20 protein-coding genes are annotated in these 26,559 nt (G+C 46.4%); 3 read left to right on the top strand and 17 right to left on the bottom strand.

The window, feature by feature from the left end; genetic code table 11:
• Positions 1–4 precede the first annotated feature (4 nt).
• From ACXAGP_RS13610 to ACXAGP_RS13540, 15 genes are all read right to left on the bottom strand, one after another.
• Entirely contained in the window at positions 5–685 is a 681-nt protein-coding gene (locus ACXAGP_RS13610; protein WP_475262046.1) for a DNA alkylation repair protein, read from the bottom strand.
• Complete coding sequence (locus ACXAGP_RS13605; protein ID WP_475262045.1) at positions 685–1,518, bottom strand: sulfurtransferase; 834 nt, start codon at positions 1,516–1,518, stop codon at positions 685–687. Before ACXAGP_RS13605 ends, ACXAGP_RS13610 begins: the two co-directional genes overlap by 1 nt.
• Positions 1,515–2,375, bottom strand: a complete 861-nt coding sequence (locus tag ACXAGP_RS13600) for a 2-keto-4-pentenoate hydratase (protein ID WP_475262044.1) — start codon at positions 2,373–2,375, stop codon at positions 1,515–1,517. The genes ACXAGP_RS13605 and ACXAGP_RS13600 overlap by 4 nt, the downstream gene beginning before the upstream one ends.
• 13 nt (positions 2,376–2,388) lie before the next feature.
• Complete coding sequence (locus ACXAGP_RS13595; protein WP_475262042.1) at positions 2,389–2,796, bottom strand: CBS domain-containing protein; 408 nt, start codon at positions 2,794–2,796, stop codon at positions 2,389–2,391.
• 129 nt (positions 2,797–2,925) lie between these two features.
• The gene (locus ACXAGP_RS13590; RefSeq protein ID WP_475262041.1) at positions 2,926–3,648 is read right to left on the bottom strand and encodes a YebC/PmpR family DNA-binding transcriptional regulator; all 723 of its coding nucleotides are present in this window, start codon (positions 3,646–3,648) and stop codon (positions 2,926–2,928) included.
• 67 nt (positions 3,649–3,715) lie between these two features.
• Entirely contained in the window at positions 3,716–5,242 is a 1,527-nt protein-coding gene (purF, locus tag ACXAGP_RS13585) for an amidophosphoribosyltransferase (protein ID WP_475262039.1), read from the bottom strand.
• Between the two features lie 9 nt (positions 5,243–5,251).
• Positions 5,252–5,743 carry a CvpA family protein gene (locus ACXAGP_RS13580; protein WP_475262037.1) on the bottom strand — a complete coding sequence of 164 codons (492 nt, stop codon included), beginning with the start codon at positions 5,741–5,743 and terminating at the stop codon, positions 5,252–5,254.
• 91 nt (positions 5,744–5,834) lie between these two features.
• A complete protein-coding gene (locus ACXAGP_RS13575) occupies positions 5,835–6,431 on the bottom strand; it encodes an SPOR domain-containing protein (protein WP_475262036.1) in 597 nt (198 codons plus the stop codon).
• A gap of 55 nt (positions 6,432–6,486) precedes the next feature.
• Positions 6,487–7,761, bottom strand: coding sequence for a bifunctional tetrahydrofolate synthase/dihydrofolate synthase (gene folC, locus ACXAGP_RS13570; protein WP_475262034.1), 1,275 nt, complete (start codon positions 7,759–7,761; stop codon positions 6,487–6,489).
• A 6-nt stretch (positions 7,762–7,767) separates the two neighbouring features.
• A complete protein-coding gene (accD, locus tag ACXAGP_RS13565) occupies positions 7,768–8,631 on the bottom strand; it encodes an acetyl-CoA carboxylase, carboxyltransferase subunit beta (protein WP_475262033.1) in 864 nt (287 codons plus the stop codon).
• 222 nt (positions 8,632–8,853) lie between these two features.
• Entirely contained in the window at positions 8,854–9,651 is a 798-nt protein-coding gene (truA, locus tag ACXAGP_RS13560; protein WP_475262032.1) for a tRNA pseudouridine(38-40) synthase TruA, read from the bottom strand.
• Positions 9,652–9,711: 60 nt separating this feature from the next.
• Positions 9,712–16,050 (bottom strand): FimV/HubP family polar landmark protein, encoded by a 6,339-nt coding sequence (locus ACXAGP_RS13555; RefSeq protein ID WP_475262030.1) that lies wholly within the window; start codon positions 16,048–16,050, stop codon positions 9,712–9,714.
• Between the two features lie 620 nt (positions 16,051–16,670).
• Positions 16,671–17,687, bottom strand: coding sequence for an aspartate-semialdehyde dehydrogenase (locus ACXAGP_RS13550; RefSeq protein WP_475262029.1), 1,017 nt, complete (start codon positions 17,685–17,687; stop codon positions 16,671–16,673).
• A gap of 20 nt (positions 17,688–17,707) precedes the next feature.
• Complete coding sequence (locus ACXAGP_RS13545; protein WP_475262028.1) at positions 17,708–18,859, bottom strand: 4-phosphoerythronate dehydrogenase; 1,152 nt, start codon at positions 18,857–18,859, stop codon at positions 17,708–17,710.
• Positions 18,860–18,978: 119 nt separating this feature from the next.
• A complete protein-coding gene (locus ACXAGP_RS13540) occupies positions 18,979–20,976 on the bottom strand; it encodes an alpha-amylase (RefSeq protein WP_475262027.1) in 1,998 nt (665 codons plus the stop codon).
• A gap of 239 nt (positions 20,977–21,215) precedes the next feature.
• On the opposite strand from ACXAGP_RS13540, the gene ACXAGP_RS13535 reads away from it, so the two are divergent.
• The gene (locus ACXAGP_RS13535; protein ID WP_475262025.1) at positions 21,216–21,338 is read left to right on the top strand and encodes a hypothetical protein; all 123 of its coding nucleotides are present in this window, start codon (positions 21,216–21,218) and stop codon (positions 21,336–21,338) included.
• Here the strand turns inward: ACXAGP_RS13535 and ACXAGP_RS13530 are convergent, their stop codons facing one another.
• Together ACXAGP_RS13530 and ACXAGP_RS13525 are read right to left on the bottom strand one after the other, a co-directional pair.
• Entirely contained in the window at positions 21,339–22,217 is an 879-nt protein-coding gene (locus ACXAGP_RS13530) for an alpha/beta fold hydrolase (protein WP_475262024.1), read from the bottom strand.
• An 18-nt stretch (positions 22,218–22,235) separates the two neighbouring features.
• Positions 22,236–22,988, bottom strand: coding sequence for a class II aldolase/adducin family protein (locus tag ACXAGP_RS13525; RefSeq protein WP_475262023.1), 753 nt, complete (start codon positions 22,986–22,988; stop codon positions 22,236–22,238).
• Between the two features lie 93 nt (positions 22,989–23,081).
• Between ACXAGP_RS13525 and ACXAGP_RS13520 the strand changes: the two genes are divergently transcribed.
• Both ACXAGP_RS13520 and ACXAGP_RS13515 read left to right on the top strand, forming a co-directional pair.
• Positions 23,082–23,774 (top strand): Crp/Fnr family transcriptional regulator, encoded by a 693-nt coding sequence (locus ACXAGP_RS13520; protein ID WP_475262022.1) that lies wholly within the window; start codon positions 23,082–23,084, stop codon positions 23,772–23,774.
• Positions 23,775–23,972: 198 nt separating this feature from the next.
• Positions 23,973–26,555, top strand: coding sequence for a YHYH protein (locus ACXAGP_RS13515; protein ID WP_475262020.1), 2,583 nt, complete (start codon positions 23,973–23,975; stop codon positions 26,553–26,555).
• The last annotated feature ends 4 nt before the right edge of the window (positions 26,556–26,559 follow it).

The raw sequence follows: 26,559 nt of genomic DNA, 5'->3' as shown, positions 1-26,559 counted from the left end.
TCTTTTAGTTTTTCGATTTATTAATATGTTTTAATGCTTCCCGCAAACTCAACCCTGACAAATCAGCGCGATGGGCTTGAACAAAGTCCAACACCCAAGAGGGGTTGCTTTTACTGTACTCGCGCAATACCCAACCAATAGCTTTGCGGATAAAAAACTCTCGTTCTGATGCCAACATCAAGATGGTTTCTGACAACAGGTTAACATCGGTTAGTTGCTTGTGCTTCAGGTGAGCAATTAGCGAAGCTCGACGAAGCCAAAGATTATCCGCCACTCGCCATTTTATTAACCAGCTTTGCAATTCTGGCTGGGATTTTATCAAAAGCCCCACCAACGATGTGGCGATCCAATCCACTGTATCCCAATTTTCAGCTGTGTCTAACAAGGATTCATACAAGGGCATCTGTTCGCTGGTGCGAAAGTTTTTGCCATGCTCTGCCACTTCCAGCGCCTGATATTGCATTTCCCGATGACTACCGTGCCACAAAGCCAAAATCGCTTCTCGATATTCATCTGCATCTCTGACAGGAAACGCTTTAATGGCTTGTTTAAACAGCTGTTTTCTCAGCGGCGCTGGAATGCCAAAAAAAGCTTGTTGGGTTTTCATGTACGCCTGCATTTTGACGGCTCTTGCAGGGTCTGCATGGGCTTGCAACTGTTGAATCAAGCGTTCCGTCAGTTGCATTACTTCAGGGTTTCCAAAGGTAATGTGTTATCTGCGCCCCATTCCGACCATGAACCATCATAAACACGAATATTTTCAAAGCCTGACTCGTGAGCAGCCAAAGCGAGAATACAGGCAGTAATGCCTGAGCCACAAGTCATCACCAAGGTGTGCTGCCTGGTTACATCGAGGTCGCTAAATAGTGTTTTAAGCGCCTCTGTCGGTTTGAGTTTACCGGATTCCACCAGACTGCGAAAATGCAGGCAACTGGCACCAGGCATGTGGCCGCTGCGCACGCCTTTGCGAGGCTCGGCCTCTTCACCATTGAATCGAGGGGCTGAACGGGCATCCAGGATCCTGAACTGCTGCGAGTGCAAAACAGGCACAATTTCCGTTGCACTTATGAAGCTCTGAGATTCAGGCAAAGCGATAAAATCCCCTTCCTTTTCCGCTGTCGTAAGCTCAGAAATGGCCTCACCTTCGGCCTTCCAGGCCGGTAGTCCACCGTTTAGAATCTTTACCTGTTGATGACCCATTGCTCTGAACATCCACCATGCGCGCGGTGATGAATACAACCCCATGTTGTCATAAATGACAATTTCTGAATCGCGATTAATACCTAGCTTCCTTGCTTCTTTCTGAAACAATTGTGCATCGGGCATGGTATGTGGCAATGGATTGTGCTGGTCAACAAACACCTGCTCAATGTCAAAGCGCAATGCGCCGGGAATAGCGCCCTGCTGCATATCATTGCTAACCCCTGGTAACGGAGCCACCATACTAGCATCAAGCAATACCAACTTGGGGTTATTTAGTGCAGACTTTAGCTCTGCTACAGATATCAGAACAGTCATTGTGTTGTCACCATAGAAACGGAAGCCGAAACAGGATCCTGCGATAACCCCGAAAAGCGGTAATGGTATGTCATCGGCTCAGCTGAAATCGGATATAACTTGCCAGTAGCCCCCAAACTCACCTGGTCGCCCGCTTTTAGAGTCAGTCCACGCCGCTGGAAATCTTTTATCAACCAAAATAACACTTCTAACGGATGCCCCATTAACGCCTGAGCATCCGTCTTTTGGAGCACCTCACCCTGGTCGTTGCTAAACACGGTTTCTATGAAAGGGATTTGATGGTAAAACTCATCGTTGTTTTGCACTTCAATAGCGTCTCCCATCAAGGCCTTAGTAGCAGCTATATTGATAGCCACTAAACCTTTGCCCGTAACAGGCTCTTCAGGCGCTAACTGCATCGCAACTAACTCAATAAAGGGATGAATACTGGCCACATACTGCAATGTATCTCTGGCACTGGTGGCCTGCATAATGTCATCGTGAGCAATCACCACCATAAAATCTGGTTCAATCAGAGTACGATACCCATAATCTAGTGGCACCTTGCTATCATTAGGGATAAACATTTTGTCCAGCAAAACGCCGGTGGCAGGTGAAGGTATTTTAAAGCGTTGTTGACCCGCCTTACTGGTAAACCCCACTTTATAACCTGCAATATCGCCAAGTTGCTTTTTCAGTAACTCGACGTATTGATTTTGACTGCAATAGGCTTCAGCTAGAGTGTTAATTCCCGAAAGGCCAGACACAGGGCTTACGGGATACCCTGATACCAGCACACTTACTTTTTGTGGTGACAGACAAGCTGCCTGAACCAGAGAACTAAACCACAGACAAATAAATGCTGATACCTTCAACACAATCAACTATCCCTTAGTCACTTTTCTGTTTATTGAGCACTCGCTCTTCCAGAAAACGCATTACATCTCGCCAGCTGAGAATCCCTACAAGCATATTTTTATCCAAAACAGGCAAGCAGGATATTTTATTTTGATTAAACAGCATAACCGAACGCATTACCGGCTCATTGGCATCAATAGACACAACCTTACGAGACATAATCTGGTGCACCTTTTTATTCATGGTTTCCAGATCTCGTGAAGTTATGGCACCACTTTTTACATGCGGACTGACGGTTTTTAAATAGTCCCTATCTGAGATCACACCACGCAACTCTCCCTGGTCGAGCACCAACACGTGATGGAAGCTATTTTTATCGAATACACGCTTTACCGCCCACATGGTCTCATCCATGGAGATACACACTGGTTGTGCGCTCATAATGTCTTTAACTTTCATAATAACCAGATAAGGTTTTTTATTAGATTCAAGCGGTTGTAGTGAGGAAAGTCAATGAGAATTTGAAGGAGACAAAAGAATGAGGGGCACAACTATGCGCCCCTTTACAACTTAGTTTTTGACAACGGCGTTGTGATATACATTTTGCACGTCATCACAATCGTTTAGCATATCCATGAACTTCTCAAAAACCGGGACATCATCGCCTTCCACATCTACACTGGTTTGTGGCACAAAGCTGATTTCTTCCACTTCAAAGTCAATGTCAGATTGGTATTCAGTCAAGGCATTACGCGTTTTTGCGTACTCGGTATGAGGTACAAATACAGTGATTTTGCCCTCATCGCTCTCTACGTCGGCGACATCCACATCGGCTTCCATCAGGTATTCCAATACCGCATCCTCATCATCGCCAGCAAATACAAAAACGCCGTAATGATCAAACATGTGGGCAACCGCACCCGGGGCACCAATTTTTGAATTAGTTTTAGTGAAACAGTTACGTACATCTGTGATAGTACGATTGTTGTTGTCTGTCAGGCAGTCCACAATCACCATGCAGTTACCGGGACCAAAGCCTTCATAACGGGCTGGCACAAAATCTTCACCGGCACCGCCCACGGCTTTATCAATGGCTTTTTCGATGACGTGGCTGGGAACCTGATCTTTTTTGGCTTTATCAATCAACTGTTTTAATGACAGGTTAGCCGCAGGATCTGGGCCGCCATTTTTGGCACAAACGTAGATCTCTTTACCGTATTTAGAATACACCTTGGTTTTTGCTGCCGCCGTTTTGGCCATGGCGACTTTACGAACTTCGAAACTTCTTCCCATGTTAAACTCTGTCTATTTTCATTTATTTGTTTTGTTAAGGTAGTGGCAACCACAGGTCGCTGGTCGGCTACCCATGACTCTCATTGGACATATTATGCACGTCCAGATTAGTTAATTCATCTTCTGAGCTTTGCCCTTTAGCGCCGTCATTTCTGGCCTGGTCCAGGCTTTCGAGATACTGCTGGGTCACATCTCCAGTAATATAATCGCCATTAAATACCGACATTTCAAAACTGTTAATGGCCGAATTTTCAGCACTTACCGCTTGACGCAAGTCTTCAATGTCTTGATAGATTAAACCATCAGCTTTGATAGATTCGCAGATGTCATCCACTTCCCTGCCATAAGCAATTAACTCTGTAGCCGATGGCATATCAATTCCATAGACATTGGGGAAACGTATCTCAGGTGCAGCAGAGGCAAAATACACCTTTTTAGCACCTGCTTCACGCGCCATTTCGATAATCTGTTCAGAGGTGGTACCGCGCACGATAGAGTCATCTACCAACAATACGTTTTTACCTTTGAACTCAGATTTAATGGCGTTGAGTTTGCGACGCACCGATTTCCGGCGCTGATTCTGACCGGGCATTATAAATGTACGACCGATATAACGATTTTTAACATACCCCTGACGATAGGGTAAATCCAGTTCCTGGGCAATTTGCAGGGCAATATCAATGGACGTTTCCGGGATAGGGATAACCACATCAATATCAAAATCAGCCCATTGTTGTGCGATTTTTTGTCCCAGCTTTTTACCCATATTGACGCGCGAAGCGTAAACGGAGATTCCGTCGATAAAGGAATCCGGACGGGCAAAATAAACAAACTCAAAAATACAAGGCACATGTACCGGATTTTCAGCACATTGTTGCGTGAATAACTGACCTTCTTCCGTGATGTAAATCGCTTCACCCGGTGCGACATCGCGTATGAACTGGAATTCTACTGAATCCAGCGCCACACTCTCCGACGCCACCATATATTCATCACCTTTTTCAGTGGTGCGCTTACCTAACACCAGCGGACGAATACCATGGGGATCTCTGAAAGCCAGCATACCATTACCAATAATCGCAGCAACGACAGCATAAGCGCCTTTCACTTTGCTATGCACACTACTAACTGCTTTGAATATATCCTCCGGCTGAAGCACTAGCCCTTCTGCTTGTTGCAACTCATGAGCAAGAATATTGAGTAGCAACTCAGAGTCAGAGGTGGTATTGATATGGCGTTTAGCCAGTTGCAGAACCTCTTTCTGCAGTTCAATGGCATTGGTCAGATTGCCGTTGTGCGCAAGCGCAATACCATAAGGTGAATTAACATAAAAAGGCTGCGCTTCGGCAGAACTGGAGGAACCTGCAGTTGGATAACGCACATGCGCAATTCCCAGGTTTCCGGTTAAACGTTGCATGTGCCTGTTGCGGAACACATCTCTGACTAATCCATTAGCTTTACGCAGGTGAAACATACTGTCGTCAACAGTAATCATTCCCGCCGCATCCTGGCCACGATGTTGTAATACAGTTAACGCATCAAACAATTCCTGAGCAACAGAACTATTACTAACAATGCCGGCTATTCCGCACATATTGAGATCCTATACAGTGGGGCTAATAAAACTTGAGGAGTTCTGCAGATATTCGAAAAACCATTCGATAATAAAAGCGAACTCAGGGATAAGCACTGAGCTTTTCCACCAATCTTTTCCGGGAGCAGGTGTAAAGGCGTCCATAAAAAATAAAACGGCGCTACAAATCAATACCCCTCTTAACATGCCAAAAACCAAACCAAGAGCACGGTCCGTGCCGGTCAGTCCGGTGAACACCACTAAACGGGAGATGAGGTAATTAATAATCCCTCCCAGCAATAACGTGGTCACAAAAAGAATGGCAATGGCCACCGCATTTCTGATGATTTGGTCTTGAAACCAGGTGATGTATACAGCGAGATCGGCGTAAAAGAAGCTGGCCAGCAGAAACGCCGAAAACCAGATAGCGAGGGAAATGGCTTCTTTGAGAAAACCTCTGAGCAAGCTTATTATCGTTGACAGGGCCACTACGCCGAGAATAGCGAAATCAATCCAATTCATTATCATCATTTTTTGCTACGGGGAGTGCATGTAAGGAGAATACACTCAAATCGGCGCGCATTTTATCAAAGCCAGAAAGGGATGTCTTGTTTTAATCCACGGTAAAGGGCGTGAGACGTCCTTGCAGCCCTGTTACTTCTTTTAAGTGAGGAATGGCAACTTGCAATTTAGCCTCATCCAGATCTGGTCCCACAAACACTTTCGTTAAAGTACCGGAGCTGGTGCGAATGGGCCGGGTAAAGGCGCGATAGCCTGCCTGTTCTAGCTTCCGCAGCAAATCCTTGACATTTTTGCTGTGCTTAAAGCTCCCCAATTGCACAACCCAACCAGCTTGAACTTGCTCTTTTTTGGGCTCCATCACCGTCTGACCGGAACCTGAACTATTATCTACGGAAACTTCTGGTGTTTGCTTGTCAATGACTTCAGCCGCGTTTATTGATTGGTCTGGGGTGTCGTCTAATGCTTGCTCTTGCACAATTTCCACTTCCCGGGTTACTGCGTCTCTCACCTCTTTAAAGGGAAACTCTTCGGAGTTGGAAAACGTTTTCATGGGAGGACGTTCAGGAATTGACTCGAAGCGATCCTGACTGTGGCGTTTTTCACCATCTAAAATTTCGGGAAGAAAAATAACGGCCAAAGCCACAATAATAATAGTGCCGACAAGACGATTTTGAAATGCGGTTGCCAAGGTAAAGTTTCCTGCTTGCTAATAATTATTCAGGCACACCGAAACAGCAAATGTTTTAGCTGCTCTGGGTCAACGCCTGCTTGATTTCGGCAACAGTATAGAACGATCCAAAGCCTATGATAAGGTCTTGAGGATGAGACGCTGCATTTTGTGCGGCAGTGACAGCGTCTGCAATGGTTGCGCAAGTCACTATTTCCTGGCCAAAATCGGCGAGCGCAGATTCTAGCATTTCAGCTTGAGCGCTGCGAGCACAATCCAGTGGTGCAATTATCCATTGGGCAGACACATCTTTAAATACCGAGAGACTGGCTTTGGAATCCTTATCCGACAGCATCCCCAATATAAAAATAAGCTTTCGATAAGGGATACCCTCAAGTTGTTTACGCAGATAGCTGGTTGCCTGAGGGTTGTGAGCGACATCAACCACTATTCGCTTATCTTCGCTCAACGGTTCCATACGACCAGGTAACGTAGTGGTGTTTAACACCTGGCGAATTTGTTCATCTGTTAGCGACCACTTTAAAAGCCGGCTGGTAAACAAGGCCGTCGCTGCATTTTGAATTGGCAGCTTGCCTGGCGGTAAACTTTCAAGAGAAAACGCCGAACCATTGCAACTGCCGCTGAACTGCCAATGTCGCTCAAATTCGGTTACCTTAAAATCTACATCCCGGCGAAAAAGGTTTGCTTTAGTTGCAGCAGCATGTTGTAACACTGAGTCAGGAATATCGAGTTCACCAACCACACAGGGGATTTCGCGACGCATAATCCCCGCTTTTTCATAGCCCACTAATTCTCGTGTATCGCCAAGCCACGCTTGGTGGTCCAGATCAATTGTAGTGATCACTGACACATCAGGTTGCACAATATTAACCGCATCCAGTCGCCCGCCTAAGCCCACTTCCAGAAGGATCACATCGGGTTTTGCTTCTGCCAACAGATACAACGCCGCCAATGTGCCAAATTCAAAGTAAGTTAACGAGGTATCCCCTCTTGCCTGCTCTACCTGTTTAAATGCGTGACAGTGCGCGGATTCATTCAACATCTGATCGTTGATGCGCACTCGCTCGCGATAATCACTAATATGCGGCGAGCTATACACCCCGGTAGTTAAGCCACTAGCCTGCGCCAACCTCTCCAGAATTCGACAGGTAGACCCTTTGCCATTAGTTCCAGCTACCATAATGACAGTGCTGTTTTTGAGGCACAGTTGCAAAGTATTGTAGACGTTAGCGACCCGTTCCAATCCCATTTCAATTTGGGCGGGGTGGATCGCTTCAAGGTATTGAAGCCAGCCCTGAAGATCTTCGGGCTGACGTGCAGAAGTTGTCAAAGTTAGTTAAGCCTGAACAGGGTTTTCTGAAGTGTGGTGTAACTTGTCCAGTAAACCATATAACTTTTGACGCATGTGACGTCTGTCAACGATCATGTCAATGGCACCTTTTTCCAACAAGAATTCACTGCGTTGGAAACCATCTGGCAAAGTTTCACGCACGGTTTGCTCGATAACGCGAGGACCCGCAAAACCAATTAAAGCGCCCGGCTCTGCTACGTTAACATCGCCCAGCATTGCTAAACTGGCAGAGACACCGCCCATAGTGGGGTCAGTCAAAACTGAGATATAAGGCAAGCCTTTATCACTCATTTTCGCCAATGCCGCGCTGGTTTTAGCCATTTGCATCAAGGATAACAAGGCTTCTTGCATACGTGCTCCACCACTGGCAGAAAAACAAATAAGTGGCATATTGTGGGCCAGACAGGCTTCAACACCTTTGACAAAACGCGCGCCAACTACCGACGCCATGGAACCGCCCATAAAACCAAATTCAAAAGCTGCGGCCACTACGGGTTTACCGCACAACTTGCCCTGCATAACCACCATCGCATCTTTTTCATTCGAAGCTTTTTGCGCAGCGGCGATACGGTCTTTGTAGCGTTTGGAATCTTTAAATTTTAATACGTCTTGCGGCTCAAGGTCGGAGCCTAACTCGGTACGTCCACCTTGATCTAAAAAGTGATTTAACCTGGCTCGTGCGCTGATGCGCATGTGGTTGTCGCACTTGGGACACACCTCAAGTTGTTTTTCCAGTTCCACTTTGTACAGCACTGCATTACATTTGCCGCATTTAGTCCAGATCCCTTCTGGAACGTTACTTTTTACGGCGGATTGGGTCTTGGGCAGTATCTTTTGGATCCAACTCATTGAATTCAGTTCTCTCACATTTTAATTAGCAAGATGAAAGCTAACAGGCAATTTAAGCACTTTTAAAGTGGATTTATCGCCAAATATCTACACTTTCACCGAACATGTTTATTTTGTTTGTGCGCTTTACCACGCGATATTGCCGCATTCTAACAGCAATTGAAAGACCATGTGGTCTAAGATGTTATGAACGTCGCCGAAAAACCAGAAATTAGAGCTGCTCTAACCCAGCTGGTCTGGCAAGAATAGCGGCCCAAGAGGCATTTGAGGAATCCCCCATTCTTGCGGGTAATCAACGGCAACGAGATATAAGCCATTAGGTTTAGCCGTGGCTGCGGCCTGCGTTCGGTCCTTACGGACCAACAGCTCAGCTATCCACTCAACAGACTCCTCGCCACTTCCCACCTTCATCAAACTACCTGCTATATTACGCACCATGTGATGTACGAAGGCATTAGCTTTAATATCAATAATGACATAATCGCCCTGTCTTGTGACATCAATATGATGAACATTGCGAAATGGTGTTCTGGATTGACATAGCGAAGCTCTAAATGCCGAGAAGTCTTGTTCGCCAATTAAACTTTGTGCAGCAGCGTGCATACGGTCAGCGTCCAGTGGATGGTAGTGATGCGTGACACCGCCATAGAATATGCCTGAACGCAACCTGACATTATGGATAATGTAACGATAGCGCCTTGCTGTGGCAGAGAAGCGCGCGTGAAAATCGTCAGAAACCGGTTTGGCCCATTTAATGGCAACTGTATCAGGTAAATTGGTGTTGCCGCCCATGCTCCAGGCTTTGTCTGGCCTGTCAACTTGAGTATCGAAATGCACTACTTGATTACTGGCATGCACACCGGCATCAGTGCGTCCAGCACAGACCACATCTATTTTATGTTGCGCGATGTGCGATAACGCTTGTTCTAATTGTTGCTGAACACTGTCAACGTTACGCTGGCGCTGCCACCCGAAGTATGCAGCCCCGTTGTATTCAATGCCTAATGCGACTCTAGCCATAATAACCGGGTTAGTAGAAAAAACGCTGCATGTTAAAAGAAACGCCGGGAACTTTCAAAGCTAACGTTTCAATTGAGTCAGAATATCTTGAGCTTCTTGTTTTTGCTCAGCCGTTCCCGTTTCGATGACTTCATTCAATAAGATTTCCGCCGACTCTGCATCATCTATCTCCAGATAAGCGTGGGCAAGATCTAACTTGGCATTGATGCCTTGGTCTTTGTCGACATCAATCACGTCTTCGTCAGAAGCAACACCGGTAAACTCTTCAAGGTTAATATCGATATTCAAATCCTTTTCAGATAGCGGTGCCTCATCCTCCTGCAAGCTTTCTTCCAAAAGCGTTTCTACATCAAGAAAATCGTCATCAACATCTAATTCTGCCTGTTGCTCTTGTGCTTCTTCTGCAATTTCTTCATGCAACACATCTTCGTCGTCACTGAGTAATGCCGCCAAATCTAAGTCTGGATTTTCGGGAAAGTCCGGCTCTTTCTCAACGCTATCTTCTGTCTCCAGATCATCTTCTAATGCCGCGTCTATGTTACCCAAGATGTCGTCAAAGCTGGTATTTTCTAATTCACTGAGAGCGGCTTCGTCATCATCGGCCAATTCAGGCAAAGTATCATCACCAGAATCCGCCAGCGCATGCGCTAGCTGCTCAAGGTCCTCATCTGAATCATCGGAACCAAACACATCTTCCAACTCTGACATCTCGGTAGATGTATCTTCAGGTTTCTCAGGGGCCACTTCAGATTCGCCACCAAAAGAGGGAATATCATTAAGGTTATTTTCAGACTCTGATTCTGAAGATATCTCAGCATCATCAAGGCTGTTTGCTTCTTCGATACTGTCTTCTTTTTGCTCTGCCCAGTTGTCCAGGCTGATGTCGTCAAGATCAGACTCCTCGTCCTCACCTAACCACTCACCCAGTCCGGGTAAATCGTCTAGTGCACTGTCAGGATTCGATTCATCTTCCTGATCTGGCTCGTCAAGCAGCTCTGGAAGTTCATCATCATCCAAAAGATCATTTTCATCACCTTGCTCAAGAAACGCTGATTCCAGGTCGTCATCTGTTAATCCATCATCATCGGTTAACTCTTCACCATCACTCTGAGGTTCTTCAGACGACTCTTGTTCGGCATCCAGTGATTTTGTCTCTAGCTGTTCAGATTCTACTGATTCAACAGATTCTTCTTCTGGTGTTAGCTTCAGATCTTGTAGCGAAACATCTTTGCGCGTCTCTTCAACATCAAAATCTACACTGGTGTCTTTGTAACCATAAATTTCGTCGATATCATCGATATCGCTTTCTGGATTGGCTCTTTCTTCTGCCCCTTCAGAGAACTCTGCCAGTGCTTCATCAAAATCATCGAGTTCCCCTTCCTGGCTATCAAACTCCTGCTCCGCATCAGAATCATCTAACAACGCTTCCAACTGGCCCTCTTCATCCAGCTCTTCAGACAAATCTTCAACATCAGTCAGACTGTCTTCCAGCGAATCTTCATCCAGCAAGTCTGTTTCCGGTTCCGCCAGTTCCGGCTCGGATGACTCTTCCACCAGAGTTTCTTCAACCTGCACTGGCTCTTCTGCAAGCTCAGGCTCTTCTGCCAGTTCAGGCTCTTCTACCAGTTCAGGATCTTCTGCAAGCTCTGGCTCTTCTGCAAGTTCAGGTTCTTCTGCAAGTTCAGGTTCTTCTGCAAGCTCAGGCTCTTCTGCAAGCTCAGGCTCTTCAGCAAGCTCTGGCTCTTCTGCCAGCTCTGGCTCTTCTGCAAATTCAGGCTCTTCTGCAAATTCAGGCTCTTCAGCAAGTTCAGGCTCTTCTGCCAGCTCAGGCTCTTCTGTAAGCTCTGGCTCTTCTGTAAGCTCAGGCTCTTCTGTAAGCTCAGGCTCTTCTGCAAGCTCTGGCTCTTCTGCAAGCTCAGGCTCTTCTGCAAGCTCTGGCTCTTCTGTAAGCTCTGGCTCTTCTGTAAGCTCTGGCTCTTCTGCCAGCTCAGGCTCTTCTGCCAGCTCTGGCTCTTCTGTAAGCTCTGGCTCTTCTGCAAGCTCAGGCTCTTCTGCAAGCTCAGGCTCTTCTGCCAGCTCTGGCTCTTCTGCAAATTCAGGCTCTTCTGCAAGTTCAGGCTCTTCTGCAAGTTCAGGCTCTTCTGCCAGTTCAGGCTCTTCTGCCAGCTCTGGCTCTTCTGCCAGCTCAGGCTCTTCTGCCAGCTCAGGCTCTTCTGCCAGCTCAGGCTCTTCTGCCAGCTCAGGCTCTTCTGCCAGTTCAGGCTCTTCTGCCAGCTCAGGCTCTTCTGCCAGCTCTGGCTCTTCTGCCAGCTCTGGCTCTTCTGCAAGTTCAGGCTCTTCTGCAAGCTCAGGCTCTTCTGCCAGCTCAGGCTCTTCTGCAAGCTCAGGCTCTTCTGCCAGCTCAGGCTCTTCCGCCACCTCAGGCTCTTCTGCAAGCTCTGGCTCTTCTGCCAGCTCTGGCTCTTCTACCAGCTCTGGCTCTTCTGCAAATTCAGGCTCTTCTGCAAGTTCAGGCTCTTCTGCCAGTTCAGGCTCTTCTGCAAGTTCAGGCTCTTCTGCAAGTTCAGGCTCTTCTGCCAGTTCAGGCTCTTCTGCCGGCTCAGGCTCTTCTAACAGCTCAGGCTCTTCTGCCAGCTCAGGCTCTTCTGCAAATTCAGGTTCTACCGGTGCGCCTTCAATATCGGTCAGACTGTCGTCCAGCGAATCTTCTAGCAGCTCTGGCTCCACTGGCGCTTCTTCAATATCGGTCAGACTGTCTTCCAGCGTATCTTCGTGCAACAAGTCTGTTTCTGGTTCAGCCAGCGTATCTTCTACCAGCGTTGGATCTTCTGTTGCGTCTTCAATATCAGTCAGACTGTCTTCTAATATTTCGTTCTCAGACTGCGCTGATTGAGGTTCATCGTCGAGTAATTCCGGCTCTAATAGATCACCCTGAGGCAAATCAGAGAAATCCGGCAATGAATCAGATTCATCAACCGTAGACTCTTTACCTACTGAACTGAATGCATCTTCCGTTAATTCTGGAATATCCTCTAAAGACAACTCATCGGTTTCTTCTTCGAACGCTTGAGTTTTCTCTTCTTCAGGTTCAGTTCCAGCACCAAAATCATCTGAAGCAATATCCGGGATATCTTCAAGTGATAATTCACCAGAGAATAAACCATTTGTTTCAGCGTCTTCATCAGCAACCTGGCCATCTATCTGTTCACCATCAGTCGCGAGGGAGTCTAATAAATCGTTATAGTCCTCGTCGGTGATATCATCTATTGGGTAGCTGGGTTTGGCTTCTGCTTCTGCTTCTGCTTCTGCTTCTGCTTCTGCTTCTGCTTCTGCTTCTGCTTCTGCTTCTGCTTCTGCTTCTGCTTCTGCTTCTGCTTCTAAAGAATCATCTGAATTTGACGGCTCATCAAGAAGTTCATCAGTGACTTCGGCTTCGCTATCTTCATCGCTATCAACATCATAGCCTTGTTCGATAACATCATCAGCAAGATCGGCAACTGTCTCAGTGTCATCCTCGACTTCTGCAACAAACTCATCCTGTTCTGCCATAAGGGATTCAGGATCTGTTTGCGCGTTATTTTCTGGCTCATCTATAAGCGAAGATTCATCTGTAAAGTCCTCACTTTCGTCGTTCTGTCCAGGCAGATTTTCAGCTAAAACATCAGGTTCGTTATCAAGCTCACCGTCATCTGATGTGGCAAGTTCATCTGGTTCTGCAGAACCTTGAAAATCATCCGGCTCTTCCTGGCCTGGCTCATCGGTTTCGGGCTGAATCTCTTCTTTTAGTTCTGGCTGAAGCTCTGCTTCAATTTCTGACGGAGCCTCTGTTTCAATGTCATCCACTAAACTCTCTAGTTCAGCGTCGTCGGGTAACTCGAATGATTCAGCACTGCTGTCTTCTGATTCAATGGCATCCTCTGACTCAATGGCATCTACACCGTCATCAACTGAATCAAGCTCTTCAAAACCTACATCTTGCAGCTCTGCGGTATTATCTATTTCGGTATCTGTAGTTTCATCGGGGTCAGATTCAGAATCGCTATCCGAATCCCCTTCCATTCCCAGTTCGGCAAGTAGTTCATCAGCAAGGTCATCCTGTGCGTTCTCAGCTTGCGAAGGACTATCCTCGCTAATTTGCTCACTATCTTCATCTGCAACACCGAGCTCAGCTAACAACTCATCGGCTAATGAGTCCTGATCAATGTCATCTTCATCTTGGGTTTCCGCTTCCATTTCTGCCAACAGCTCGTCAGCAATATCATCTTGAGTACTGTCCGGCTCCTGGTTCATGACTTCAGGATCTTCAACACCCAATTCTGCTAATAATTCATCGGCGAGGTCCATCTGCCCGGAATCATCGTCAGCAACTTCCTCAATACCCAACTCGGCAAGGAGTTCATCAGCCAGCTCATCCTGTAAAGACTCTACGTCAGTATCCGGCTGATTGGCTACCATGGCATCCAGTTCGTCTTCGGGTGCTTGCAAGTCATCTTCATCTTCAGCAAATAAGTCGCTGGAGACGTCATCTAAATCACTTTCATCCAGCAAACTGTCTGCAAGATCTGCTTCATCGGAGAAGGATGAATCTTCAAAGTCGTTTTCGTCTCCAAACTCTGCATCATCCCCAAAGGCGACATCATCTCCAAATGCAACATCATCGCCAAATGCTGTTTCTGGCTCTTCTATCGCAACATCAGGATCACCCGGCGCCTTACGTGGCGCATTTTGTAATACTTCCGTCAGCTCTTCGGTAATGTTATCCAGTTGCTCGTTTTGTTGTTCGATGCTGTCTTCTAACTTTTCAACCGCCTCATCGGTTAACAAATCTTCATCTGCAATGCCCAGAACTTCTTCGGCATCGAAAGGTTCTAGCTCTTCAGCATTTTCTTCCGCAACGGGTTCGGGTTCTGGTTCAGGTTCGGGTTCGGGTTCAGGAGTTTCTTCTGTGATTTCTTCAGCAGTTTCTGTTTCTGCAGCCTCTTCCAAAATACTGTCGATATCGGGTTGTTCATCTGCGTCAAGTTCTTCATCAAGGCCGCTATCGAAATCTTCAACCTCGGGCTCATCTAACTCCGCAAATTCGTCCAGAATGCCATCCACGTCGTCTTCGGCTTCAGACAATTCAACGGCATCATCGTCTGATTCATCAGATGCGAACAAATCATCCAAATCACCTTGGTCCAACAACCCGCTATCTGAATCACCGAAATCGTCATCATCGCCGCTCAACAGGTCGTCATCCATGTCAAGGCTACCCATCTCTTCTTCGAGTACCTTGTCTAACGAATCATCCAGCTCTTCTGCAAATTCATCTTGTAGGAGGTCGTCATCACCAAACAGATCATCATCTGCCCAATCATCGTCCCCTAATTCATCCGTACTATCTGAGCTCAACTCATCCAATACATCTGATTCTTCTACGGCTTTTGAGGCCATTTCAGGGGCAGGTGCAGGAGCGGCAGTTTCAATCGCTGGCGCTTCGTCGCCTTTGCGCCGTAATAAGAACATCGTCAATCCACCCAAAACTGACAAGGTGAGCAATAACGATGAGACAATAATAAAGATATCTGAGGTCAAAAATGACAAATCTAGCGATTTCTCTTCCTCAGGTTTAGGCGTCAACAATTCCAGCATTTCTTGCTGGATTTGTAGCATTTGAGATTGTTCAACCTGGTCTTGGCTGGCGCGCTCTCGCAGCTGGTCGATCTCTTTGTTTACCGTATCCAGTCGATCAAATATTTTGCGATTTTCGTCTAACAATGACTCTACGCTAGTTATTGACTCAGCAAACTGTTGTCTGATGGCATTAAACTGCGCTTGTTGCTCTTCATTAATGCGGTTGAGACGGGATTCAATTTCAGTTTTGGTTTCCGCCAGATCATCGCGATTAACCAGTTTGACTGGTGGCTTAAGGTTAACCAGGCTTTCACCGGGTTTATTTTCCGGAGACCATGCATCGTCATCTTGTTCAGATTTGATTTTTGCATTTGTGGCATCGATTCGAGCGATATACCGCTCTGAGGGTAAGCGCAACATGGCGCCATTTTTCAGGGTATTAAGGTTTTCAGTGGCAAAGGCATCTTTATTTAATTCATAGATGGCCACCATTACCTGATAGATGCTTAGGTTTTTGTTCTGACGATAGCGATCCGCAATGCGCCACAGAGTATCGTCGGAATCAATCGGGCCATAGGTAGCGCCAGAATATTGTTCTGTGGAATTTTTTGCGCCTCGCAATTCAATGAGTCGATCGTTTGGCTGCTGAGCAAAGGAAGTGAAGGAGCTCAGGCAAGTGAGCATCAAAAAAACCACTAAACTGGAAACGCCAAGCCCTTTACGCGCCTGGATTTGCCCGGTTGCCCTTGTGTTAGAATTGTATCCTGATTGAATATTACGCACTTAAGTATTTTGCCGTCTTGATTTTATAATTTCGTCAATTTTTTGTTGTTAGTTGTATGACTTCAGCCAAAAACAGGGTCAACCAACGTTTGGCTGCAAGACTTATACCAGAGGTATTTCCATATCTAACTATAAACCAGATACAGTGAGCAAGCCAATTCCCCTCTAGCCACTGATTAAACATCACCGATAATACAGTATTCACCGTGTGAGGACAGCAAAAATCAGATTTAATCCCGCTTATTGCTGGTCATCGGCGCAGATGGAAAAAACTTAAATAAAATAGGCAGTTGCGATGGAGGATTATATACCCAAGCTACCTCAAGATGCCAGCTTCAGAGCTATCACAGCGCTTTCAGTACAAGGCGCACTTGAGAAGGAATGTCGGCTACCTTTCAAACAAGTGCAACACAGTAATGGAAGCGCTGTGAAGCTCCCGAAGGGCGGGGCCTAAAAGCATTTATGCTGCGTTAAATTGTATCGACGTGAGAACAACCATGCCTTCTACAATTTGCCTTGCCTAAATCCTTTTATTCTCCCGCTGAAGTCGAGTATCTTGAGGTAGTTTGGGTATAACTAAATAAGCGGACCAGCGATAAACCGCTGGCCGAAAATAGAAATTATAGATAGTCGCGGATAAGTACTTCGGCTATCTGAATGCTGTTAGTGGCAGCGCCTTTGCGTACGTTGTCTGAAACAACCCATAAATTCAATCCATTGGGATGCGTAATATCCTGACGTACCCGTCCAACAAACACCTCATCTTTACCGCTGGAGTTGCCAACTTGAGTAGGAAAGTCTTCACGATTTTCCATTAGTACAACACCTTCAGCCTCTTTCAGAAGCGCTTTCACCTGCTCCACATCCATAGGCTGCTGCGTCTCCAGGTGCACAGCTTCACCATGACCATAAAACACAGGTACTCGCACTGCTGTGGCATTCACAAGGATACTCTCGTCGCCCATGATTTTTTGGGTTTCCCAGCTCATTTTCATTTCTTCTTTGGTGTAGTCATTGTCCATGAACACATCAATCTGAGGAATACAATTAAAAGCAATTTGACGACTAAAGCTTTCCACTTTTACTTCTCGACCGTTTAACAAATCAGCCGTTTGTTTGGCCAATTCATCCATGGCAGATTTACCAGCGCCCGAAACAGATTGATAAGTAGACACGTTGATACGCGTGATACCAAAATGATCATGAATAGGCTTGAGCGCCACCAGCATGCCGATTGTTGAACAGTTAGGGTTGGCGATAATATTGCGATTTCTAAAATCAGCAATAGCGTGAGCATTAACTTCTGGCACTACCAGTGGGATATCTGGCTCATAGCGAAAATGTGAGGTGTTATCAATCACCACACAACCTTGCTCGGCAGCAATGGGAGCATATTTCGCCGAAATACTGCCACCCGCTGAGAAAAAGCCGATTTGTACCTGGGTCCAATCAAACGTATCCGCATCTTGTACCGTAATCTCTTCACCCTTATAGGTAATGGTACTACCTGCGCTACGTGCGCTTGCTAAGGGATAAAGATTGTTGATTGGAAACCCACGTTCTTCGAGAATTTCAATCATGTTTTTGCCCACCAAACCAGTGGCACCTAATACGGCAACATCAAATGCGCGAGACATTTACTTCTTACTCCAATTGTTTATGTTTGGTCGCCTTTTGCGACGTTTCGAAAACCAAGCCCGTAGATTGCCTGTGTCAGCAAAGAATTTCCAGTATTTACTTGCACACTAGAAAATTCTCTTCGAATACCATAGTGTTTTCGGCTATATCTGAAAGATTTGTCATCATTTACTTGCGTTTTAAACAGGAAACTATCTTGTTCTATGGCATAAACCTGACTTATCAAGTCATGTAATTGCACTTCCGCTGAGCGCTCGCTTTTTGCTAATTCCAGCCAGGACTTCCCGGAAAAAGAAACTTCAGGCAAATAATCCCACATACTCTTTTGCGGCCAGCCAAATTGCTCTGCGGCAAAGTTGTATATCATATCTGTCCCGCGAGCCTTTCCTTCCAGGGTATGGCCAGCAATATGCTGGGTAGCGATATCAGTGCGCTGAGCCAACTCAAAGTCAATGTCAGGTTCATTTTCCCAAACATCAAATAGGGTAAAAAAAGCTTTGTTACTTTGCAGTACAGACTTTAAAGCAAAATTGTCCACCACTTCACCACGACAGGCATTGACTAATATTTGCTCAGGCCTGAGGGTTTGTAAACGCTGCTCGTTGAACATGTGATGGGTGGGCCACTTTCCAGTATTAACAAACGGCACGTGCAAACTAATAATGTCGCATTCAAGTATTGCCGACAGTGGCACCATGTCACGGGGATCTCCTGCCGCTTCCAGTGGCGGATCACAAAGCTGCACCTCTAAACCAAGATGCACGGCTCTTTCCGCCAGCGCTGTGCCGACATTGCCAGCCCCAACAATACCTATGCGCTTGCCTTGCAGCTTGATATTCTCCTTTGCGGCCAACCACAATAAACCTGCAATCACATATTCAGCGACGGCAATGGCATTGCAGCCTGCTGCGGAATAAGCTTTGATGCCTCGCTCTTGCAGGTAATTCAGATCCATGTGATCAGTGCCTGCAGTCGCCGTCGCCACTAGTTTTAATAGCTTTGCCAGGCTTAACAGCTCTGGTGTCACTTTGGTGGTGGAACGAATAAACAAGGCCTCGACATCGGTCAGGTCTGCAGCACTGAGTTGGTTGCCTGCAAAGTAAGTTACTTCGGCGACATCTTCAAAAAACGCCTCACCGTAGGTAAGGGTATCTTCACAAAATACTTTCACTGAAACTATCTGATTGTGGGAAAACGCGAATTATCGCATGTCAGATATATAAAAAAAAACCCAACCAGTGCGTTTTTGACGACTGATTGGGCCTGATTCAATTAGATTTTCTGGTCAGATTATAAATCTGATATCTCCGCGGTATTGCCATTAAAATCAAACTTGTTAATTTTGCCACACTGCGCAAAGTGATTGTTACTGCTGTAAGGCGCACCACTTTGGGAAATATCGCTCTCCCAGCCCTGCCCGTTTTTGACAAAGGCCTTCACTTCAAACCAACCATTTACCGCTTTGCTGCAGTCCATTTGCACATCTAACATCCAATAGTGCTGTCCCCAAAGATTGAGCGGCTCTTCACCATAGCCATCAACAGCTACCGTTTTTACTGCACCCCATGAGGAAGGCCAAACATCCGTTGTCCAATCCATTGCGGTTCCCTCAGCATAGCTATCCTGCGCTGACTCCGCGCCATACCAGTCAAGGTAAAACTCGTTTGACTTCCAGGGGGCCGTTGTGGCATTGCGCAAATTATTGTGGGTAATGGGCATGGCACACTCGAAATTTGTTGTCTGGCAATTTCTTCCAAGATTATTGTTGGCATAATCGTGGTCGATTCCGCCTCGGATAAACATATCCTGACCACTAGCCGTTTGTGCCTGAATGAAAATCACTGTGCGTTGCCAGTCTTCATTACCTCCCGTTGAGGTAATCTTGCTGTTCTGGTGAATGGCAAATGCATCCCAGGCGGCAAGATTAGTGTTTATGCTACCATCACCATTAACGGTAATAGTCTCACCAGAACAACTACTGCCATCTTGAGACAACTCGCCTTTTAGTACATTACAGTACACGCCCGCAGTCATCTGTGTGCTAAGGGCAACATTCATGGTGTAGTCTTCTTTGTTGATGGCAACATGTCCGGCACTACCGCGACCAAAAGCAATTTGATTATTGCCGTTGTCCCACCAATCAGTCACGTTCCAGTTATCATTCACGTTATTTCTGAAATCAACACCACCAGCAATATAGCTCCAGCGATGTTCACACTTCCAATCGCTGCCGTAGCACTCCAATGTGCCGTTGTTATGCACCGGCACTGAAGGGCCGCCAGCATCGGTATCACCGTGAAAATCATAGCTGGACATTACTTTGGGATAACCGTAGGGCCAGGCCAGCATGAAGACATTAGCCAGGTCGTAAAGTCGACCATCTTCGAACGTAATGACATTGCCTGCTCCGCCATGACCGCGCTGATTATCGTGGTTATCTACAAATACCACCGCTTGATAGCTAGGCAGAAAGCCCCAGGCTTCGCCAAAGCTGCTTAACCAGGACAATTGCCCATTGCGAAAGGTATTGCCCAATTGAGTACTGTACTTAAATTCAGTTACCAACCCGGTTCCCGTATATTCAGCAGCGCTTACCGCTTCACCACCTTGATCTATGACTTCCTGAAATACCAAAGGTGAACCGTTAACTTTGGACAATACCCCCTGAATATCACCGACTGACATGTGTTTTGAAGCATCAAAGCGAAAGCCGGCAACACCAAGGTTAGTCAGATAATTGAGATATCCCGCCAGCGTGTCTTGGACATAAGTTGCACTGGTATTCAGATCCGGTAATCCCACCAGCTCGCAGTTCTGCACTCGCCAACGATCATTGCCATAATCCTCCGGATTAATGGTACACGTATCGTGAAAATCCTGCGGGCCATAGACTGAATATTGCTTATTGCCGTAGCTGTTACCAGCTACACCTGTACCGCTACCCGCAGCCATGTGGTTAATCACGGCATCCACATAAATCTCCACGCCTTGAGCGTTACAACGGGATATCATGTCAACAAATTCAGATTCGCTGCCGCCCCGACTTTGGATCTGATAGCTGACAGGTTGATAGCGAGTCCACCACTGGTTCCCCTGAATATGCTCATTCGGCGGTGATACCTGAACTGCAGCATAGCCATTTGGACCGAGAAACGTTTCGCACTCATTGGCTACGTCTGACCAACTCCATTCAAAAAGGTGCACAAAGGTCGTGGGAGCAGAGACTGCAGGAGCACTGAGTAAAGTTGCAGCAACGCCAAGCGCCAGCGTCGATTTAAGGGATTTCATTTTGCCTCCAATTTAATTTACACAAGGTTAACATTCGATTAACAAGCTACGTCTTGGGTAAATTAAATTCCAATTGAATACGTATGCACCTCGCACTGCATACGTATGCGTGGAATGGTTTATACACAGGGGGTAAAAGCGTCTATTGAAAGTTTGCGTCGGCTCTTTGATCCAGATCAGATCATCTATAGCTTGCCAGGTTTATTCTGGTCTCAGAAACAAAAATCAGGAGAAAAACCATGTTAAGTTTATTATTCAACGATCCAGTCGCTTGGGGTTCTTTGTTGGGATTAACTATTGTAGTTGCACTGTGTGGTTATTACGTGTACCTATTTATGCACAACACCAATCACGACCTGTAATTATCTCATTTTATTCGCAATAAAACCGGTGAACACTTCTGTCACTCGCTGCGGGGATTCTATTTGGGGATAATGCCCCACTGGCAGCGAGTTGGTTGGTGCATCAGGTAATAACTGCTGCCAACGCAGCCGCATGTGTTCACCAGAGATGGGATCATGGCGTCCATTGATAAATAGCATTGGCACCTTTGTGGATTGCATGGCGGCAAGCCAGTCCTGCCTGCGTTGCTTGCGCTCATCGATGTATTGCAGCAAATAAGGCATGGCCTTTACACCATTATTGATTATAAGCAGTTGCCACAGCGTTTCAATTTCGTGTTTTTTCGGGGGGGTCTGCGGTCCGAAAATACGCTTAAAACTGCGCTCCAGGCTGCGCGCATTTAAAAACTTCACAGCCCAAGGTCCGATAACACTTTTCAGCAATTTTTGGGTCAGTAAAGGTCGGTGACTTTCGCTAAACACCCCTCCGTTAAGAAAGGTTACTGAACTCAATTGAATCGCAGTTTGCTCTGTTTCCACCAAATGCAGTAACTCTTGCGCAACTGAGTCACCATAATCATGAGCTAATATATGGCATTGGCTAATGTTCAGGTGTGCGAGTAAGGCCAGATAAAACCTCGCTTGTTCGACGAGTGTATAGCCATAAGGTGCTGGCTTATCGGAAAGACCGAAGCCCAACATGTCCATCGCCACCAGGTGATAATCCGACGATAGTTCAGCCCATTGATGGTGCCAATCCCAGCTAGCGCTAGGGAAACCGTGAATAAATAAAATAACAGGCTTACCCGGAGCTTGATGCTGCCACCAGGCGAGGCGATAACCATTCAGTTCCAGATATTTTGCCTTATTCTGGTATTCGTTTAGCGTTGTATAGGGCATCAGATGTCAAGCCAGTAGCTAATGACGAAATGAAGGATCAATGCGATCCAGCTTGCGCAAAATTCCGGGCCAGGCCAGCCCCCCTCCTGCGGCTTTGGTCACTTCAGAAGCTTGCGCTTTAATACCTGCCAATATTGACTTAGGAATGGTTTTCAGCGGTTGTCCCGTGGACTGAGCCAGTAGTTGAATTTCACACGCTCGTTGCAATACAAACATAAACAAAAACGCATCTGCAACGGTTTCGGCGCAGGTTAGTAAACCATGATTGCGCAGTATCATAAAATTATCACTGCCCAAGTCTGCCACCAGTCTGGCCTTTTCATCGGGATTGAGTGCGATCCCCTCATAGTCGTGATAAGCCAAGCCAGATAAGGGAAATAAAGACTGCTGGCTCAATGGCTGCAAGCCATTTTCTAAGGCAGAAATGGCTACACCGGCATTGGTATGTAAGTGCAATACGCAATGAGCATCTTCCCTAGCTTCGTGTACGGCACTGTGAATATTGAATCCAGCAGGATTGATATCATGATCCGACGCCATGATTTTATTACCTTCAAGATCCACCTTAACCAGGTTAGAAGCCGTTACCTCTTCGAACAACATGCCATAAGGATTAATCAAAAACTGCGGTTCAGCATCGGGAATGCGGACTGAAATATGGGTGAAAATTAAATCGTCCCAACCATAGTGAGCAACGATGCGATAGCAAGCCGCTAAATCCACCCGCAACTGCCACTCGGCAGCACTTACTTGTTGTTGAACTTTTGACATATTCCTATCCCCTGCTCTGGTATCAGTTCACTATAGACTATAAGCTAAAGGGGCAACTGTCGTTTTGGCGACATTTTTTGGAGTACCCCTCAATTGACACCTGACGTTACCGCCAATTTACATAAAAACCCTTGGTTCAGCTCGCTTCCAACGCATTTGCAAGATGCCATCATGGCGCATGCCAAACTAAAGCAACTCAATGCCCAGGCGGTACTACACACCAAGGAGCAAGCACCCAACGGCCTGTTTTTTGTTCACTCAGGTAAAGTGCGCATTAGCAACTTTACTCCGGAAGGAAAAGAAGTGGTGTTAACTTGGCTCACTTCAGGTGACTGGTTCGGCGAGATATCCAGTTTTGATAACTTGCCTCGTACTCATTGCGCAACCGTTGATGAAGCCGCTACGATTTTAACTATTCCGCACAGTGTCTTTGCTCAACTTTGCGACAGGCACCCGGAAATGTATCGTTATTTTATCCCTATTTTCTGTCAGCGTATGCGCGCACTGTTTGAAATTATTGATGAAGCCCGTACGCTTCCCATCAAATTGCAATTGGTTAAGCGCTTACTGCATCTTTACAGTACATTTAATGGTGAAAATGGCGACTTAGATGTTTCACAAGAGTCACTAGCACTCATGTTAAACACCACCCGGCAGAGCGTAAATCGATGGCTGAATGAATTGCAATCGGAAGGGTTAATTCAATTGGCCTATAACAAAGTAATGTTGGAACCCAAAATATTGCAGAAATATCTGCACAATCAATTAAATCCGAAGTGTTATTAAAAAATAATCAGAAAAGATCACAAATCCTCAGTTTTTGCACATTTATAAGCCCCCCCGTTTGCTAACCTTGTATATAGATAAAACAAGTTTCTGTTTTGCGGCTACCTGAAAAAACAGAGTAGGCTTGAGCCGCTCTCTTTTCTGATTTTCTTGGTAACCGTCAGCAGAATTTGACCCGGTTACAAACAAATGAACTGTGTGAACAAAATAGTACTTTCGGCTGTCCTTCAGGCGGCTTTAATTGCTTCAGCTTCTGCCACTCAATTCGATTACGATGGCGATGGAATTTCGGATGTGGCGGTGCGCCGCAGCAGTACTTATTATTGGTATGTACTCAATACCGGGGATGACAACTTCAACTCCGATGCTCAAGACGGTATCCAGCGCACACAATTTGGTAAAGACACTGCGGATATTCCTGTCCCAGCCGACTATGACGGCGATGGCATCACCGATTTTGCCGTGCGGCGGCCCTCAACGTTTACCTGGTATGTTAAAAACTCTTCAGGCGATAACACCAATTCAGAAGCACAAGACGGCATTCAACGAGTGGTGTTTGGCAAGAATACCAGCGATATCCCGGTACCAGCAGACTACGACGGCGATGGCATAGCCGATTTTGCAGTACGCAGAGCATCGACATTTACCTGGTATATCAAAAACTCTGATGGCAGCAATTACAATTCTGACGCACAAGATGGCATTCAGCGTATCGTTTTTGGTAAAAACAGTGAAGATGTGCCTGTACCCGGATTTTACGACGAAGACAACATTGCCGATGTTGCCGTTTGGCGCGCTTCCAATAGCACCTGGTACATTAAAAACTCCAGCGGTTCAAATTATAATTCTGAAAACGAAGACGGCATTCAAAGACTAATACTAGGACAAGATGGTGATATCCCAGTCCCTGCCGACTACGACAATGACGGCATAACCGATATCGCCGTGCGACGTCCGGATACCTTTACCTGGTATATTCGCTATTCTAGCGATGGCGAAGTTCGGGAATTCGTTTTGGGCAAAGACGAGGCCGATATCCCTGTTCCTGCCGATTATGATGGTGACGGTGCAGCGGATGTGGCCGTGCGCAGAAGTTCCAATCAATACTTTTATATCCTCAATTCATCAGATTCTGAAATCCAGCGCATTAATTTTGGCAAGCAAGCAGACGATATCCCCGTCAATGCACCTATTACTGAAGTGATTGCAAAACTTAATGCGGTAAACACTGAGATTGAAACTAATTCTGCTCCCGTCGCAGACGCCGGAAGCGATCAAACAGTGGATGTTGGCAGCCAGGTGCAATTAAATGGCGCTAATAGTACTGATGCCGATGGCGACAGCCTGTCTTACAACTGGACTTTCAGCAGTCTGCCAGCAAGTAGTGAAGCACAATTAAGCAGTACCAGCAGCGCCACCCCAACCTTTACTGTGGACGTTGTTGGCGATTATGTTGTATCACTCACTGTCAACGACGGTACAGATAGTAGCAGCGCTGACAGTGTCACCATTACCGCAGAAGAAGCTGTATCTGACAACACAGCGCCCGTTGCCGATGCAGGGCCAGATCAACAGGTGTCAGTCAATGAAGAAGTGACACTATCGGGCGGTGGTAGCAGTGATGCCGATGGTGACGCATTGAACTTCAGCTGGAGTATTATCAGTCAACCTGATAGCAGCTCAGCCTCATTGAGTCGTCGTGCTTCGGAGACCCCCACCATCACTCCAGATATTGCCGGTACCTACGAAATAAGATTAACGGTAAGCGATGGTAGCGAAGCAAGTACGGATGATATTACCCTGACCGCCGTCAATGATAATGTCGATATCAAAGACATTGAATTTGTTAACCGCAGCGGTGATTGCGGCGATTACGAGGGTACCTATTACGCCAACGTGACGGATATTCAGGAAGCGACGGATTTCACCAATAGCGTTACCATCAGTGCCAACACGGATACCTGCGATTTTATCGTCAATGAAATCCCTAACCACGACTTTAACGAACAAGGTAGTTTCGCCAGTGTGGTCACAGAGCAAAGCGGTGACTATTCGGTAGAAAGAACACCCGGTTTTGCCGCTTCTGTTACCGAGCTTTCCCTTACAACGACTAACGCAATTACACTTAATGGTGTTGTCATCGACTTGCTTTCAGCCGCCTGTTATGGCGTTGGTAACGAGCCTCTAGGGGAAGAAAAAATTGGCTGTGGCAACGATCAAGTAGACAATCCCTGGCGCTATGACCCCATGTCCAGTTTGAATAATTTCGGTACCGACGAGCACAATGCCCACCCACAACCCGATGGTACCTATCACTACCATGGAGATCCACTCGCTATGTATGACCTTGACTGTGAAACTTCTGCGATGGCCTCCCCGGTTATCGGTTTCGCAGCTGATGGCTTTCCAATTTATGGCCCCTGTTTTGATGACAACGGCGCAGTTCGTAAAGCAGAACCCAGCTACGTATTAAAATCAGGTGAACGGCAAGAAGTCAGTGGTTACACCACGCCAGTGGGTGGCCAAGGTAACGTCGCCAGCTCAGAATACGATGGACAATTCACTGGGGATTGGGAGTACTCAGAAGGCACGGGTGATCTGGATGAATGCAATGGCATGGAAATCGATGGCCAATATGGCTACTACATCACTGCAACACATCCATGGGTACTGAAGTGTTACAAAGGTACTCCAAATTCCTCATTTGATAAACGGGGTGGACGAGCACTGCGCAATTTACTGCATCGCCACGAACCCAATGGCAAACCCCATAGTCACTAATTTC

Source organism: Planctobacterium sp. AWM4_229, from assembly GCF_056160305.1.
This window is presented reverse-complemented; position numbering and strand designations above follow the sequence as displayed.